The organism is Bifidobacterium pongonis (assembly GCF_019331805.1).
Classification (GTDB): Bacteria; Actinomycetota; Actinomycetes; order Actinomycetales; family Bifidobacteriaceae; genus Bifidobacterium; species Bifidobacterium pongonis.
Genome location: NZ_JAHBBE010000013.1, coordinates 42,955 through 58,819, shown reverse-complemented (window position 1 = coordinate 58,819; position 15,865 = coordinate 42,955). Strand labels below are relative to the sequence as shown.

Below are 15,865 nucleotides of genomic sequence, written 5' to 3'. Positions count from 1 at the left end.
AGACAAAACCAGCCCATTTTTGTCCGATTCCGGTCAAGTTTTCCCCGACTCTCCCCCGACTCCCTCAATCCCCTTCACCGGAATCAGACAAAACCAGCCCATTTTTGTCCGATTCCGGTCAAGTTTTCCCCGACTCTCCCCCGACTCCCTCAATCCCCTTCACCGGAATCAGACAAAACCAGCCCGTTCCTGTCCGATTCCGGTCAAAGGCACCCCGAACCTCCACCCCCGCATCACCGAAATCAGACAAAATCGGCCCATTTTTGTCCGATTCCGGAGAAGGGTTCCTGATTACCAGTGGTGGGTGGGCGGCGCGGAACGAGTGCGGAAGCAGGATGGGATATTACTCGACGGAGAGGGTTTGTGAGAGTGTGTGGGATTCGCCCGGAGCCACGGTGATGGCGCAATCGCGGTTCGCCACAGCCTCGACGCAGACGAAACGACGCCACTCCCCTTCCGCCAGATCACCAATCGCATTACCGTTGCGCTCACCCGGATTCCAGACCACGGTCTGCGGTGCGCCCTGCTTGGAAATGACGATGGTCCGCCCCAGCGCATCGTCACGCAGACGAAGCGTATCGGTCGAATAGTAAATGCGATCGACCAAACCTGAGAATACGACCGGCTCATCCCCCTGATCGACGATCGGATCGCCGTCCACCGTGGTATCGATGTACTTCGATCCTTCCAATCCCAGCACCTTGGCGCAATCGACATCGCCAACATGCAGATACGTGTGCAACGCGGCCTCATACGTGAACGGCGCATCGCCCTCATTGCGCACGGTCAACGACATGGTGAGGGAATCGCCGACCTCGATGTCGTAAATCGCATGAAAACGCGGAATGCTGGCGGAACCCAACTGCGCGAGAATCGCATCATCGATCGCTTCGCTGGACAGCGTGTAGCGCAAACGCCTCTCGCGGGAAGACCGTTCGTCGAACTCCCAGAAACTCACACGGCCGAATCCGTGCTTCGGTTTCCTGGACGCAACCTTGCCGTTTTCGAAACCGGAGTTGAACCAGGGGAAGATGATCGGCACGCCACCTCGTATCGCCTTACCCTCGTTCAGATAGGTAGCGGACGGGCACCACACGACCGCGCTTTCCCCGCGCGGGGACCACGTGAGCACATGAGCGCCGTAATCGCTGACCGTGGCCGAAGCGGCATCGACATTGATATTCCTGATCACCATTTCATTAGACATATGCACATTGTATGACCAGTGCTACCGAATCGCCAGAAGCCGTTGGATGGGAGCGCATCGCCATCTCACTACGCTGAAAATTGGTCAGCGTAGGCGGATGGAGACAGGATTGACAAGCCACTACGCCTCCATCCCACGTTACGTCACCAAAATCAGACAGAAACGGGACATCTTTGTCCGATTCCGGTTGGGAAACCCCGAACTTCACGATCCACGTCACCAAAATCGGACAGAATCGGGCTGTTTTTGTCCGATTTCGATCGGAAAGTCCGATTGGGGATTCTGATCGGGGAATTCCCGACCCCCTTCACGTTCCACCACACGTCACCGGAATCGGACAGAAACGGGGCATCTTTGTCCGATTCCGGTTGGGAAACCCCGAACTTCACGATCCACATCACCAAAATCGGACAGAATCGGGCTGTTTTTGTCCGATTTCGATCGGAGAGTCCGATTGGAGAGTCCGATCGGGGGATTGCCAATCGGGGGATTGCCGAGTCTCACAGACTATGTCGCCAAACAAGAAGACGGGAAAGGAGCACACAAAAAGAGCGGCCCCGGCGATAACCTCCGCCGGGGCCGCTTCCTCTAATATCAGCTCCTCTGTTCCCGGCCGCCATGCCACCTTGCATGCGCCGGGGTTCAATCACCTCGTTCCCGACGGCCCCGGCACCTTTGCCGGCTTTCTCTCGCCGTCGTTCAATCCTGCAATCTTCAGTTATTTTGAAGGCGTTGCGCTTGTACCTCACGGCCCTGGCGCTTCGTTGCGATCTGACGAATTCTCGACCAGTCAGCAACTCCGGCCTTCAGTTACAGTATACACCCTATCGAACATGAGACACGACGTAAAAAAACCTTAAATCCCAATAATTCCAATACTTCACCGGCATTATTCAAAAAGAACAAAAACGAACATTTCTCCGACCACCACCAACGGAAGCGAACATTCCATGAATCATTATGCGCACTTCATGAGTCGTTCGGAACAATCACGCAACGCCCGCTTCGCCGCACCTCGCGCAACACGCCCCGAAACCAAGGAAACCAATGCCGGAACGTTCGAAATAAAACCGGCGAAGACACGGCGCAACACGCCGATGCATGCGAAGCGCGAAAATCGTGTATAGTAATCACTCGTTGTGCGAAACGGTTCGCCGTTCACATGAACATGGTGGATATAGCTCAGTTGGTAGAGCATCTGATTGTGGTTCAGAAGGTCGCGCGTTCGAGCCGCGTTATCCACCCCACTGAAACCCTTCCCTCGGGAAGGGTTTTTTTTATATCCAAAACATGACCGCAACATGACATGGCCGCAACATGACATGGCCGCAACATGTCCGGCAGATTCAAGCCAAAATTCAAGCCAAAGGAGAACCGATGCTGCATTTCGAAAACGACTACTCCAAGGCCGCGCACCCGGCCGTGCTCGACGCCCTGATGGCCATCAGCGACACCCCCTACCCCGGCTACGGCTGCGATGAGGTGTGCGAGCGCGCCAAGGATCGCATCCGTCGGGCCTGCGGCAAGCCGGACGCGCAGATCCGCTTCCTGGTCGGCGGCACGCAGACCAATCAGGTGGTCATCGACGCCATCACACCGCCGTACGCTGGCGTCGTCGCCGTGGAATCCGGCCATCCGAACGTGCACGAGGCCGGCGCCATCGAATATTCCGGTCACAAGGTATTGACGCTCCCCCACCACAACGGCCTGATGGACGCCGACGAGCTGGACGAGTTCTGCGCCACCTTCTACGCGGACGGCAACTACGAGCACATGGTGTTCCCCGGCTGCGTGTACGTGTCGCAGTCCAGCGAATACGGAACCGTGTATTCCAAGGAGCACCTGCAGCGCATCGCGGACGTGGCGCACAAGTACGACATGCCGCTGTTCGTGGACGGCGCGCGCCTCGGCTACGCGCTCACCTCCTCCGACTGCGACATGACGCTGCGCGACCTGGCCGACATCGCCGACGTGTTCTACATCGGCGGCACCAAGGTCGGTGCCCTGTTCGGCGAAGCCGTGGTGTTCTCGAACATCAGGGAACCGAAGCATCTTCTGACCATGATCAAGCAGCATGGCGCATTGCTGGCGAAGGGCTTCCTGCTCGGCGTGCAGTTCGACGCGCTGTTCACCGACGACCTGTACTTCCGCATCGCGCGCAACGCCAACGAGGCCGCGGAACGCATCCGCAAGGCTTTGGTCGAGAAGGGTTACACGCTGACCTTCGACGCGCCGACCAATCAGATCTTCATCACGCTTGATGAGCCGACCCGCGCGCGGCTGGAGGAGCATGTGTTGCTCGGCTTCATGGAGAAGGCCGACGACGCGCATACCGTGATGCGCATCTGCACGAGCTGGGCCACCACGCGCGAAGAGACCGATCAGCTCATCGATCTGCTATAGCCTCGCGTTCCATGGCCACGAAGGCCTTGACGCTCGATTTCACGGAATACTGTTCCTTGGTATGCCGCGCGTAGCGCTCGCTCCATGCGATGCGATCCTCGGGATGCTCGATCCACCAGTCGATGCGTGCCGCGAGCGCCGCCGCGTTGCGTACGGGGAATTCGGATTGTTCGAGCAGCGCGAAATGACTTGCCGCGGACAGGTCGGATACCGCGATCACGGGCACCAGTCCGCATGCCATCGCTTCGATGACGCTGATGGATTCGATGTCCGCTATGGAGCAGTGTACGAACAGGTCACCGGACCGCAGAAGTTCCGGCATGTCCGCGTTGCGATGGAAGCCGATGCTCGCCGGGCGTTCCAATCTGCGGTTCGCTTGGGTCTGCAAGTAGCGTTTCAATGGTCCGGCGCCGGCGATGACCAGTTCGATTTCGCTGGCGTGCCTGCTGAGCGCGACCGCTTTGATCAGGGTGATGTGGTCCTTTTCGTGCGTCAATCGTCCTGACGCGATGATGCGGAACGGTTCGCCCGTGTTCCGGGTGCCGGTGGCGTGCGTTTCGCCGGTTTCGGAACCGGTTTCGGATCCGGTTTCGGAACCAACTTCGGAACCGGATTCCCGCGCAGCCTCGCCATCCGCGCTCCGCGGTGTGAATTCGGGCGAATACCCGTTCGAGATCACATGCAGTTTCGCATGGTAACCGTTGCTTCGCAGCAGCCGCGCGGTCATGTCGGTGGGCACGTGGATGTGGCGGATGTTCCGGTACAGCCAGTAATGGAACAGCCGGTAGATCAGATGCGGCAGGCCTGGGATGAATCGCAGCGGTCCGGCGGAGTACAGCACGTTCTCCGGCTGAACGTGGTAGCCGGCCGTCACCGGGATGCCCATGCTCCGCGCGACCGCCGCCGCACGCCTCCCGAAGGCGAAGGGCATGTAGATATGCACCACGTCCACGCCTTCGAAAGCGGCCTTGAACAGGGCATCATCGGGCTCGGCGAACTGCATCTGCTGTTTCGCCGCCACCCAGGAGACAAGCGGAACATGGCGGATCTTCGCGGCGTATACGGGGGCGCCCACGCCCACCAGGCGCACGGTATGCCCTTGCCGTTCAAGCTCACGCGCCCATTGCAGCGCCGAATTCGACGTGCCGTTGCCCTGATTGCCCACGGAATCCACCACCATGGCGATGGTGAGCGGTCGTTCGTCTGGTGTTTCCTGCCGCGCGTCGGGTTCCATCGGTGTACCTCCATATACGACGGGACGCCATCATCGGCGCCCCGCACATCCCCTGTCCAAGCCGTCCAAGCCGTCCAAACGGCGGTCAGCTGCGTCTTCCGCACTGTTTGCCGCCCACGCCCGCACGGCCGTCGGCGCCCCAAGGGCCCTTGCCCTGCTCGCGCAACCAGCCGAGATGCCGTTTCATCGCTACCAGCATGATATGCGCGTCTTCAAGGCCGAGATGCCGTTCGCTGCGGTCCGGGGCCAATGCGCCCTGGCGTTTGGCGTAGGCGTCCAGCGTATTGTCGCCGTACGGATGGTCGGGCGTCGCTTCGGAGCCCGGATCCCACTGCCGGCTCATCGGCATGGTGTCGATGATCACGATGCCACCGGCACGGTAGGCTTCGGCGTACCCGGCCACGTTCAGCATGAAGAAGCCATGTTCGAAGGTGGCGTTGTGCGCCACATACGGCTGTTGCATCAAGCGTTGCAAGAGCCCGGCTTGCGCGGCCTGCCATTCGTCGAACAGCCGGTAGCCGTTTTCGGGCCCGCGCCCGCTCACGTCGATGCCGGTGAGCTTGGCGATGAAGGGGTTGCCGATTCGCGCGTTGCGTTCGGTGACGCCGAAGCTCAGCCTTGACTGGCCGTAGGCGTCGCCGGCGACGTAATCCGACTGCTCGTACGCGTAATCACCGCCGTCATTACCACCGTTACCACCGTTGCTGCCGCCGTTCGCGCCGTCAGGGCGTGGCGACGCCATGTTCATGTATTCGAAACCCACGTCGATGATGTACGTGCGGGCCGGGTCGGTGCCGGTGGTTTCGATATCGATGCCCATCACCGTGTCGACATCACGCCCGGGAAGATAGACGTTGCGCCAATCGCCCGTGGATTTACGCGGCGCGGGCTCCTTCGCGGCACCGGTCGCGGCATCGCCGTCCGCAATGCCGGACAGGCTCGCCTGCGCCATCAGCGACGACGCGCCTTGGCGTTGGGCGCGTTCGGCCTTACGCCGTTCGGCGCGTTCGTTGAGGATGTCGGCGGTACGGTCGCGGATATCGGTGATGTCAACACCTTGCGGAATGTGGGCGCCGGGTTCGGGCGCACCCAATACCACCGCGGTGCCACGCCCCTGCCTTTTCCTGGAAACCTTCCACAGCCCCTGGGATTCGCCGGCACGCAGCAACGTATCGATCTCGTCGTTCAGACGCCGGTTGGCGTAGGCAAGGGCGCGCGGAAGCCGGTAGGACGCGATGATACGGTCGAAATCGGTCATGAACGCGGTATTGCATTGCGCGATGACCGGTTCGAGCCGGTCGCGCGTGGCATAGTCGGCCTTCAGCGCGTCATGGATGCGCTGCGGGCTCGCCGTGGTCTCCTCTCCCTCATCGAAGCACCCGATGCCCGCATCAAGGTCGAGCGAACCGATCCACGCCCAATCGATGACCGCGCCATCCGCATCCTTGGGCATGATCTGACTCCACTGCCCGATATCGTTTTTGGCCTCGTTCCGCCAACTCATACCATGCCCCGCCGCTTTACAGTTCGAACCCGAGTTCCTTGGCGGCTTCGGTGGGAACGGGGTCCTCACACCAGAAATCCTCCAGGTTCTCGTAGGTGGTCAGCGAACGGATCTCCGCCTTGTCGATGTACAGTTCACCGCTGAGATGATCGGTCTCATGCTGGAAGATACGCGCCGGCCAGCCATGCATGCGCGCCTTATGATGCTCGCCGTTCTCGTCATCCCATTCGGCGTCGATGTCGAGCCAACGCTTGCGCACCGCCTGATAGCCGTCGAAGCTCAGGCAGCCCTCGTAGAAGCTGCGCGTCTCGGTGCCGACCGGCGTGTAGGAGGGGTTGATGATCACATGGAACGGCAGTTCGCCGATCTCACGCGGATCGTCCTCGTCATCACGCACATGGTCCTCCAGCACGGCCAGAGCAAGACCGAGACCGATCTGCGTGGCAGCCAAACCCACGCCGGGCGCTTCGAGCATGGTGATGCGCATCGCCTCGATGAGCTTGGCCAGCGTGTGCTTGGACAGCTGCCCGGTGTAGGCGGCGGTCTGCTGTCTCAACACCGGCTCGCCGGCCTGGACGATGGGCAGGATATGCTCCTTGCCGCCGGTTTTGATGAGCTGTTCGACATCACGGTTGAGTTCGAGGTCGACTTTGCTGTTCTTACCGAACATGGATCTCCTTCATACGATCAAAAGATTCGGCCGGTCCGACCGGCGTTTACAGGGCGAGTTCGTCGGCGACGACCTTCGCGAGACGCTCGCACACCTCGTCCGCCTGCTGCTGGGTGGCGGCCTCGGCCATCACGCGCACCAGCGGCTCGGTGCCGGAGGGGCGCAGCAGCACGCGGCCGGTTTCGCCGAGCATGGCCTCTTCCTTGCGCACGGCCTCCTGCACCACCGGGTTGGTCTTCGCCGCGAGTTTGTCGACATTGGGCACGTTGACCAGGGTCTGGGGCAACTGCGGGAAGTCGGCGGCGAGCTCCTTGAGGCTCTTGCCGGACTTCACGACCTCGTTGCACAGGGTGAGCGCGGTGAGCGTGCCGTCGCCGGTGGTGGCGAATTCACGGTTGATGACGTGGCCGGACTGTTCGCCGCCCAGCGTGTAGCCGCCCTTGAGCATCTCCTCGAGCACGTAACGGTCACCCACGTTGGTCTGCACGGTGGCGATGCCCATATCCTTCAACGCGAGCTTCAGGCCAAGATTGCTCATCACGGTGACGACCAGCGTATCGTGGGCGAGCTTGCCTTCACGCTTCTTCGCACGGGCCAGGATGCCCATGATCTGGTCGCCGTTCACCATGTTGCCGTCCTCGTCCACGGCCAAGCAGCGGTCGGCGTCGCCGTCGAACGCCACACCCAGGTTGGCGTCGGATGCCTTGACGATGGCCTGCAGCTGCTCGGGGTGCGTGGAGCCGGCGTTCTTGTTGATGTTGTAGCCGTCCGGGGACGCGTTGATCACGATGACGTCGGCGCCGGCGCGGCGCAGCGCTTCGGGGGCGACGACGGAGGTGGCGCCGTTGGCGCAGTCGGCCACGACCTTCAGGCCCTTCAGCGGGGTGGGTTGCGACTTGTCGGGCTGGATCGGGGCGATCGACGAGACGAGATGGTCGATGTACAGGTTGGTGGCGGTCACGGTGTCGTGGCTCACACGGCCCACGCCGGCACCGGTCGGACGCTCCCAATCCTTGCCGAGCACGGCTTCGATCTCGTCTTCCTTGCTGTCGGGCAGCTTGAAGCCGCCGCGGGCGAAGAATTTGATGCCGTTGTCGGGCATGGGGTTGTGGGATGCGGAGATCACCGCGCCCATTTCGACGTTGAGCACGGAGGTCAGGAACGCGACGCCCGGGGTCGGGATGATGCCTGCGTCGATCACGTCGAAGCCGCCGGCGCTCATGCCCGCGGACAGTGCGGACGCGAGGAAATCGCCGGAGACTCGGGTGTCCCTGCCGACCAACGCGCGGCGGCGGCCTTCCGGTTGGTCTCCCCTATCGCTGTTATCCCCCAGCACGCGTACGGCGGCATCGCCCAGATCCAACGCCAGCTGCGCGGTCAAGTCCCTATTCGCCAATCCTCGAACGCCATCGGTTCCAAACATGTTCGGCATGAGTATTCAGTCCTTGCTATCTGAAATTTTCTTTCCGCGCTCTATCGTACTCAACGGTGTTCACCGCCTTGCCATACGCAGCGCTTTTCCGGTTCATTTTCACAATCGGAATATGGACGCGCGCGGCGCCGTCACACCCGGCACCCGCACCTTGCGCACCTTAAATGTATACGCGCGCGAATAACACCGATGGGCCGCAGCGCAAAACCCGTACCCACGTAGCGAACTTGGCCGCTTTGCACGTGCGGTGCCGAGCGGCCCGTGTCTATCTTGTTAGGCACGAACGCAGATTACGTTCGGCCCAATGAAAAGGAAGTTGCGATGTCAGATATGCATTCCAACACCATGAACGATTCGGCTTGCGGCTGCTGCGGCGGCGAAGGCGACGGCAGCGACGACGTGGCTCCCTTCGACGGCGTCGAGATCAATCCGATCTTCTCGCGCCCGAAGGAAGCCAAGGCGTTCCCGAAGAACCGCATCCCGCATGAGGGAAGCCTGCCGGAAACCGCCTATCAGGTGGTCCACGACGACGCCATGCTCGACGGCAACGCCCGCCTGAACCTGGCCACCTTCGTCAGCACCTGGATGGACGACTACGCCAACCGCATCTACATGGAGGCGGCCGACAAGAACATGATCGACAAGGACGAATACCCGAAGACCGCGGAGATCGAGAACCGTTGCTGGCATATGCTGGCCGACCTGTGGAACAATCCCGATTCCGATCATGCGATCGGCACGTCCACCATCGGCTCCTCCGAGGCGTGCATGCTGGGCGGCCTCGCGCTCAAGCGCCGCTGGGTCAGGGCCCGCAAGGCCGCCGGCCTGCCCACCGACAAGCCGAATCTGGTCATGAGCAGCGCCGTGCAGGTCTGCTGGGAGAAGTTCTGCAACTATTTCGACGTCGAACCGCGTTTCGCGCCGATCTCCGAGGATCATAAGGTGCTGGACGGCCATGATCTGGAACGTTATGTCGACGAGAACACCATCGGCGTGGTCGCCATCATGGGTGTGACCTATACGGGCATGTACGAGCCGGTGCAGCAGATCTCCGACGCGCTCGACCGCATCCAGGAGAAGACCGGACTGGACGTCCACATCCATGTGGACGCGGCGTCCGGCGGCATGATCGCGCCGTTCATCCAGCCCGATCTCGCGTGGGATTTCCGCGTCAAGCGCGTGGTGTCCATCAGCACGTCCGGCCACAAGTACGGCCTGGTCTACCCGGGTCTCGGCTGGGTCGTATGGCGTTCCACCGCCGACCTGCCGGAGAGCCTGGTGTTCAAGGTCAGCTACCTTGGCGGCGAGATGCCGACCTTCGCGCTGAACTTCTCCCGCCCCGGCGCACAGGTGCTGCTGCAGTACTACATGTTCCTGCGTCTCGGTTTCGAGGGCTACCGCCGCGTGCAGCAGGCTTCGCACGACGTGGCGAAGTACCTGTCCGGCGAAATCGCCAAGATGGACGATTTCACCCTGTGGAACGACGGTTCCGACATTCCGGTGTTCGCATGGATGCTCAAGGACAAGCCGAACCGCAAGTGGAACCTGTACGACCTGCAGGATCGTCTGCGCATGAAGGGCTGGCTGGTTCCGGCCTATCCGATGCCCGTCGACCTGACCGACGTGACCGTGCAGCGCATCGTGGTGCGCAACGGGTTCAGCCATGATCTGGCCGAGTCGTTCCTGCGCGATCTCAAGGCCTGCGTGCGTTATCTTGATTCGCTTGAGGCTCCGATGCCGTCCGAGGCGCACGCCTCCGGATTCCACCACTGACCTGGTCCACGCCCCGGTCGGGTTGCCGCGTCTCTTTTCTCTCTTCGTGCGGGAACCCGGCCGGGGCGCCTTTTTCACTTCATTAATTAGACGTTTTTAACATGTTTAACCAATCGTTTTTCCCGAAAACAACACAGTTCATGAAAGCTGGCTGCAATGAGCATGCATACAAGGAAGCCACTTGCCATCGTTGCGCACAATACAAGCGCGGCGGGGCGCCCGGAATCTGGGGCAAATCGGACCGCGACGGTTCCACGCTCGCCTTCCGGAACCGCTGCGGCGCGTCCCGGCGCTTCGGCGCAGGCCGAATCGAAGACTAGGAGCACCGCCAAAGGCACCGCCCTGATGTCGGTCGGTCAGCTCGCCATCCTCACCGTGGTGGCGGTCGCCTCACTGCGTTCCCTGCCGGCCATGGCCGATTACGGCCTGGCCTCGGTGCTGCTATACCTGATTCCAGCGGTGTTCTTCCTCGTGCCCACCGCGCTCGTCGCCGCCGAACTGGCGACCGGCTGGAAGGGCGGCGTCTACGTGTGGGTGCGTGAGGCCTTCGGCAACCGCGCCGGATTCGTGGCCATCTGGCTGCAGTGGATCCAGAACGTGGTGTGGTACCCGATCCAGATCTCGTTCATCGCGGTGAGCCTCTCCTACGTGTTCGGCTCCGGCCGTCTGGGCAACAACGGCGTGTACGTCGCCGTCGTGATCATCGTGCTGTATTGGGTGTCCACGCTCGTCGCCCTGCGCGGCGGCAACCTGTTCGCCAAAGTCGGCTCCATCTCCGGACTGATCGGCACGCTGTTCCCGGCCGCGCTGCTCATCATCCTCGGCGCCGTCTGGCTGTTCGCCGGAGAGCCGATGCACACCTCCCTGCAGGCGTCCGCGCTGCTGCCGCCGTGGACCGGCATCGCGTCCATCGTGCTGATCGTCTCGAACGTGCTCGCCTACGCCGGCATGGAGGTCAACGCCGTGCATGCCAACGACATGAAGGATCCGGGCCGTGAATTCCCTCGCGCCACCGTGCTGTCCACCGTGCTCATCCTGCTCGTGCTCGTACTGCCGACGCTTGCCATCGCCTTCGCCGTGCCGCATAGGGAGCTCGGTCTGATCGACGGCATCAACCTGGCTTTCAAGGAGTTCTTCGACCACTTCGGCATGGATTGGGGTGTGCCCGTCATCTCCCTGCTCATCGCGCTGGGCGCGTTCTCCTCGGTGATCACCTGGATCGCCGGTCCTTCGCGCGGTCTGCTCGCCGCGGCCCGTACCGGTCTGATGCCGCCCGCGCTGCAGAAGCGCAACGCCGCCGGCGTGCAGGAGGGCATTCTGCTGGCGCAGGGTGCCATCGTCACCGTGCTCGCACTGCTGTTCGTGTTGATCCCGAACGGCAACACCGCGTTCGCCACGCTGGTGGATATGGCCACCGCGCTGTACCTGATCATGTACATGATGATGTTCGCTTCGGCGATCCGCCTGCGCATCTCCCACCCCGAGGTGGTGCGCACCTACCGCGTGCCCGCGCTGAACTGGATCGCGGGCGTCGGATTCGTGGCCGCTGCCGCCGCCTTCGTGCTCACCTTCGTTCGCCCGGCCGGTTTCACCGGCATGTCGACGCTGGGGTATGCGGTGCTGGTCGCCGTGGTCGTGGTGGTGCTCGGCGTGCCGCCGCTGATCATGTATGCGCTGCGCCGCCCCGATTGGGATATGCGTTCCGATCAGGAGAAGCGCGACGCCACCGGCGTTCTGGTCAATCCGCCCAGCCGGGCCGAGGAAGCGAGGTGAGCCTGTGATCATCATCGCGCGTCGTTGACGCGCGGCAACTTTCTTCTTTCTTTCTCCTGTTACACGAAAACGTGCGCCGGTTTCCCAGCGCACGTTTTCGCATATCCGTTTCAATCCGGCGGAACCGGAGCATTCGCTCCCGTTGCAGGGCTCGCGGTCACACCGCCATGCCCACCAGCAGCATCGCCGGGTACAGCAGGTAGAACACCCACTTGGTCCACGCGTGCTTGTAGCCCAGCTCGTCGCGGCGGTAGTGCAGGAAGGCCACGCCCACGGCCGGGGCGATAAGCGACACCGCGCCCATCAGGCCAGCCGTGAACATCATAGTGTTCTCACGCTTGTTCAGCAGGTAGAAGACCATCACGAACGCGAGGGTGATCGCGCCGACGTTCATGACGCCCTGGCGCAGGCCCACACGCAGCATCAGGTTCCACAGCAGGCCCACGATCACCAGAACCACCATGAACACGTAGCGCACGGCGCCCTCGTAACGCTTCGAGATCCAGTCGAGCGCCGCGATCACGATCAGCGCGATCACCAGGCCGAACACCGGGTTCTGCGAGCTCAGGTCGAAGGTCTTGCCGGTGGTCACGCAGTCGTACGGCACTTCGCAGATGACGGCGAGCACCAGCAGCTGCAGCAGGTACATCCAACGGTTGTGCGTGTGGCGGTAGCCGTCGAACAGCAGCCAAGCGTAAATCGGGATGGCGCACCACGAAACGACCTCGCAGAGCACGGCGACGCTCAGCGCCGTCATGTCCTTGGTGATGTCGCCGCCGAACATCGCGGGGACCAGCGTGACGCTCGCCACGGAGAGGAACATGAAGATGGCACCAATCACCTTGAGGTTGAATACCGTCAGGCCGCGCCGTCTCGGCTTGCGACGACCGATGAGCTCGGTGCTGTCGGTTTTCGTGTCTTGCTGCTTCATGTGTTCCTCTCGTTGACGGCCCATGCGGGCCGGTTCGGTTATGGCCTTACGGCTTTATGGCCGTGCGGCTGTGGAGCCTTCCAGCCTTACGGCCTTACGACTTTCGGATGTGACCTACTGTAATTACCTTACGGTAACTCGGCTAGTCGCGCCCAAGGATGAAATCCAGCACCGCTTCGTAGTCGGCGCCCTTGCAGGACAGCAGCGCCTGCGCGCATTCGTCCGGGTCCGAAGCCGGTGAGATCTCGGTGTGCAGGTAGATGCCGTCGATGCCGGCCGACGCCGCGCCCGCGATATCGCAGGTGGTGTCGTTGCCCACCATCACGGCCCGGTCGGCGGTGACGCCTTCGCGGCGCAACGCCAGCTCGAACAGTTCGACCCCCGGCTTGCGCGTCCCCTCCTCGCTGGAGATCAGGATGCGATCGAGCGCCTTGTCAAGACCGAGCAGTTCCAGTTCCGGGCGGGTGAAGGACGATTGCGCGTTGCTGACCAGAACGGTGCGGATACCCGCGTTGCGCAGCGCTTCGAGCAGGTCGAGCGCACCCGGGTACAGGCGGAACAGGCTCGTCGTGGAATGCCGGAACGACCAGCCGACCGCGCGGGCCTCGGATTCGCCTGCCTGCACGCCATGGGCGGCAAGCATCCGCTGGTATACAGGGATGTATTCCGGCTCATACCAGCGATCATCCTCATGACCGGCCATCTGCCGGGCCAGTTCCTCGTCGAAGCGACGTTTCGTCTCATCGGCGTCCGCATAGTCGGCGCCCGCGCCGTTCAACGCGACGCGCAACGCCTCCCAAGCCGCCTGTGACCATTCGTCGGTACGGATGTCGATAAGCGTGCCGTACAGGTCGAAGAACACCGCATCATAGCGTGCCATGCTCACACCATCCTCCAGATCGACAGCGAGCGGGGTGCCAGGTGGAAGCCCGCACCGTCCAGTTCGCAGTCGCCTTTGCCGGCTGCCACCGGGGACGTGAAGGCCTCCGGTTCAACGTTGCCGCGTTCGCCGATGGCGTACCGTGCGCTGGTGGAATCCAACGCGCAACGCCAGTCGGAAGCCTTCGGCGCCGCGGATTCCCCGGTTTCGCCGTCGCGTTCCGCCACGGCACCGTTCATCACGGTCAGCGGCATCGTGCGTTCGCGCACATCGGGGTTGACGAGTACCGCGCAATCGTCGACGAGGAAAGCGACCATGGAGCTTTCCGTGGGCACGATCGCACGTTCGGCGTCGAACCATGCCGGCGAGGAGGCTCGCAGCGCGATGAGGTCGGCGTAGTAGCGGATCAGCCCGCGCATATCCGAGGCACGGGACCAGTCGAGCCTGTTGATCCTGCTACCGGATTCGAAGGAGTTGTCATTGCCGTACTTGGTGCGTGCGAACTCCTCGCCGGACAGCATGAACGGCAAGCCCGCGGATGTGGCGATGAGACCGGCCGAAAGCATGTTGGCGCTCAACACATCCTTCGCGGCCGGTTCGCCGCTGAGGATGTCGTCGTACATGGCGTTGCTTCCCAGATGGTTCGCGCCGTTGCCGCGCATGCTGATGCTGAGCTTGTCCCACAAGGTCAGGTCGTCGTGCGCGGAAACGTACTGGATGATCTGCCCTGCCTCGCCTTCGCGCACGGCGGCCGTGCGGTGGGCGTTCGCCGCATTCAATACGGCCTGTCGGTTCTGCTGGGCGGCGCCGTTCACATACCCCGGCTGATCGCGGTAGAACACATGCCCCTTGATCGCGTCGCGCGTGGTGTCGCAGAAGTGGCCGATGCGATGGTCGATCGCGGCCAGCGCGTTCTTGTCGGCGAGCACCGTGCCGGGAAGCGGGGCGCTCTCCCCCGCCGCCCAGGGTTCGCCGTACATGAGGATCGACTGCCCGTCGGGCAGCGCGTCGAGCGATTCGCGGATCTGGCGCATGGTTTCCACGTCGATCAGGCCCATGAGGTCGAAGCGGAAGCCGTCGAGATGGTATTCGTTCGCCCAGTAGGTCACCGATTCGACCATGAACCTGCGGAACATCGCGTGTTCGCTGGCCATGTCGCAGCCGCAGCCGGAACCGTTCGCGAACTCGCCGTCATCGGTGCGGCGGCAGTAATACCCGGGCACCACGCGTTCGAACCAGTTGTCCGTGGTGTACATGTGGTTGTACACCACGTCCATCACGACCTTGATGCCGGCGGCGTGCAGCGCCTGGATCATGGCCTTGCATTCGCGGATGCGCGTCTCGCCGTTGTACGGGTCGGTGGCGTACGAACCTTCGGGCACGTTGTAGTTGACCGGATCGTACCCCCAGTTGTAGCCGCCTGTGCGTGTCTCGTCGACGGAGCCGTAGTCGTAGAACGGCAGCAGCTGCACGACGGTGATGCCGAGCGCTTTCAGGTATTCGACGCAGGTGGGGAACCCGCCCTTACCGTCCAGCGTGGTGCCGGTGTCGGTGAAGGCGAGGTATTTGCCCCGGTGCTCCGCCAGCACGCCGCTGTTCGGATCGTTGCTGAAATCGCCCACATGCGTCTCCCAGATCACGTCCCCGTCGATCGGGGTCGTGGGCCGGGCGTCATGCTCCCATCCTTCCGGATCGGTACGGCGCAGATCGACGACCATGCTGCGTCGACCGTTCGCGCCCGCGGCACGGGCCCAGGGGTCGGCGCTGCGGGTCACGCTGCCGTCGGCGAATTCGATGAGGTAATCGTAGTAGACGCCATGCGTCACGCCGGGGATGGCGACTGTCCATGCGCCGTCCTGTTCGAGGCGCATCGGGTATTCGCCCAACATGCGGCTGCCCTGCTCGGCATCGGTGCCGTGCGCGAACAGTCGGAGCGTGACCTGGCTTGCTGTAGGTGCCCAGAGCGCAAATTGGGCGCCATCGTCGGAAACGGTGGCGCCCAATTGACGCTCCAAACACAACGGATAAGACTCTGTTGCGTTAGCGAGCGACATGGAT

12 protein-coding genes and 1 tRNA gene are annotated in these 15,865 nt (G+C 62.4%); 5 read left to right on the top strand and 8 right to left on the bottom strand.

Annotated elements, in window-relative coordinates:
* Window positions 1–343 precede the first annotated feature (343 nt).
* Complete coding sequence (locus KIH75_RS04685) at window positions 344–1,207, bottom strand: D-hexose-6-phosphate mutarotase (RefSeq protein WP_219055623.1); 864 nt, start codon at window positions 1,205–1,207, stop codon at window positions 344–346.
* Window positions 1,208–2,157: 950 nt separating this feature from the next.
* Here KIH75_RS04685 and KIH75_RS04680 point away from each other — a divergent pair.
* The 3 genes from KIH75_RS04680 (at window position 2,158) to KIH75_RS04670 (ending at window position 3,610) form a co-directional block, all read left to right on the top strand.
* Window positions 2,158–2,334: a hypothetical protein gene (locus KIH75_RS04680; RefSeq protein WP_219055622.1), complete on the top strand. Its 177-nt coding sequence runs from the start codon at window positions 2,158–2,160 to the stop codon at window positions 2,332–2,334.
* Between the two features lie 44 nt (window positions 2,335–2,378).
* A tRNA-His gene (locus KIH75_RS04675) sits at window positions 2,379–2,454 on the top strand.
* A gap of 130 nt (window positions 2,455–2,584) precedes the next feature.
* Window positions 2,585–3,610, top strand: a complete 1,026-nt coding sequence (locus KIH75_RS04670) for a threonine aldolase family protein (RefSeq protein ID WP_219055621.1) — start codon at window positions 2,585–2,587, stop codon at window positions 3,608–3,610.
* Here KIH75_RS04670 and KIH75_RS04665 read toward each other — a convergent pair.
* The 4 genes from KIH75_RS04665 to glmM all read right to left on the bottom strand — a co-directional run bounded on the left by KIH75_RS04665 (window position 3,594) and on the right by glmM (window position 8,450).
* The gene (locus tag KIH75_RS04665; RefSeq protein ID WP_219055620.1) at window positions 3,594–4,844 is read right to left on the bottom strand and encodes a glycosyltransferase; all 1,251 of its coding nucleotides are present in this window, start codon (window positions 4,842–4,844) and stop codon (window positions 3,594–3,596) included. The genes KIH75_RS04670 and KIH75_RS04665 overlap by 17 nt on opposite strands.
* An 85-nt stretch (window positions 4,845–4,929) precedes the next feature.
* Entirely contained in the window at window positions 4,930–6,348 is a 1,419-nt protein-coding gene (locus tag KIH75_RS04660) for a 3'-5' exonuclease family protein (protein ID WP_219055619.1), read from the bottom strand.
* A gap of 16 nt (window positions 6,349–6,364) precedes the next feature.
* Window positions 6,365–7,018, bottom strand: coding sequence for a peptide deformylase (locus KIH75_RS04655; RefSeq protein ID WP_219055618.1), 654 nt, complete (start codon window positions 7,016–7,018; stop codon window positions 6,365–6,367).
* A gap of 46 nt (window positions 7,019–7,064) precedes the next feature.
* Window positions 7,065–8,450, bottom strand: a complete 1,386-nt coding sequence (glmM, locus tag KIH75_RS04650) for a phosphoglucosamine mutase (protein ID WP_219055617.1) — start codon at window positions 8,448–8,450, stop codon at window positions 7,065–7,067.
* 321 nt (window positions 8,451–8,771) lie between these two features.
* Here glmM and gad point away from each other — a divergent pair, with 321 nt between their 5' ends.
* Both gad and gadC read left to right on the top strand, forming a co-directional pair.
* Entirely contained in the window at window positions 8,772–10,223 is a 1,452-nt protein-coding gene (gene gad / locus KIH75_RS04645) for a glutamate decarboxylase (protein WP_219055616.1), read from the top strand.
* 345 nt (window positions 10,224–10,568) lie between these two features.
* Window positions 10,569–11,996: a glutamate/gamma-aminobutyrate antiporter GadC gene (gene gadC / locus KIH75_RS04640; protein ID WP_219055615.1), complete on the top strand. Its 1,428-nt coding sequence runs from the start codon at window positions 10,569–10,571 to the stop codon at window positions 11,994–11,996.
* 157 nt (window positions 11,997–12,153) lie between these two features.
* Here the strand turns inward: gadC and KIH75_RS04635 are convergent, their stop codons facing one another.
* From KIH75_RS04635 to pulA, 3 genes are all read right to left on the bottom strand, one after another.
* Window positions 12,154–12,927, bottom strand: coding sequence for a TraX family protein (locus KIH75_RS04635; RefSeq protein WP_219055614.1), 774 nt, complete (start codon window positions 12,925–12,927; stop codon window positions 12,154–12,156).
* Window positions 12,928–13,069: 142 nt separating this feature from the next.
* On the bottom strand, window positions 13,070–13,807 hold the full coding sequence (locus KIH75_RS04630; protein WP_219055613.1) for an HAD family hydrolase: 738 nt from the start codon (window positions 13,805–13,807) through the stop codon (window positions 13,070–13,072).
* A 2-nt stretch (window positions 13,808–13,809) separates the two neighbouring features.
* Complete coding sequence (gene pulA / locus KIH75_RS04625) at window positions 13,810–15,861, bottom strand: type I pullulanase (RefSeq protein WP_219055612.1); 2,052 nt, start codon at window positions 15,859–15,861, stop codon at window positions 13,810–13,812.
* Between the last annotated feature and the right edge of the window lie 4 nt (window positions 15,862–15,865).

Bases quoted from the DNA above. Each gene is read 5' to 3' on its own strand.
- KIH75_RS04685 (WP_219055623.1), bottom strand. From the start codon at position 1,207: ATGTCTAATGAAATGGTGATCAGGAATATCAATGTCGATGCCGCTTCG.
- KIH75_RS04680 (WP_219055622.1), top strand. From the start codon at position 2,158: ATGAATCATTATGCGCACTTCATGAGTCGTTCGGAACAATCACGCAAC.
- KIH75_RS04670 (WP_219055621.1), top strand. From the start codon at position 2,585: ATGCTGCATTTCGAAAACGACTACTCCAAGGCCGCGCACCCGGCCGTG.
- KIH75_RS04665 (WP_219055620.1), bottom strand. From the start codon at position 4,844: ATGGAACCCGACGCGCGGCAGGAAACACCAGACGAACGACCGCTCACC.
- KIH75_RS04660 (WP_219055619.1), bottom strand. From the start codon at position 6,348: ATGAGTTGGCGGAACGAGGCCAAAAACGATATCGGGCAGTGGAGTCAG.
- KIH75_RS04655 (WP_219055618.1), bottom strand. From the start codon at position 7,018: ATGTTCGGTAAGAACAGCAAAGTCGACCTCGAACTCAACCGTGATGTC.
- glmM (WP_219055617.1), bottom strand. From the start codon at position 8,450: ATGCCGAACATGTTTGGAACCGATGGCGTTCGAGGATTGGCGAATAGG.
- gad (WP_219055616.1), top strand. From the start codon at position 8,772: ATGTCAGATATGCATTCCAACACCATGAACGATTCGGCTTGCGGCTGC.
- gadC (WP_219055615.1), top strand. From the start codon at position 10,569: ATGTCGGTCGGTCAGCTCGCCATCCTCACCGTGGTGGCGGTCGCCTCA.
- KIH75_RS04635 (WP_219055614.1), bottom strand. From the start codon at position 12,927: ATGAAGCAGCAAGACACGAAAACCGACAGCACCGAGCTCATCGGTCGT.
- KIH75_RS04630 (WP_219055613.1), bottom strand. From the start codon at position 13,807: ATGGCACGCTATGATGCGGTGTTCTTCGACCTGTACGGCACGCTTATC.
- pulA (WP_219055612.1), bottom strand. From the start codon at position 15,861: ATGTCGCTCGCTAACGCAACAGAGTCTTATCCGTTGTGTTTGGAGCGT.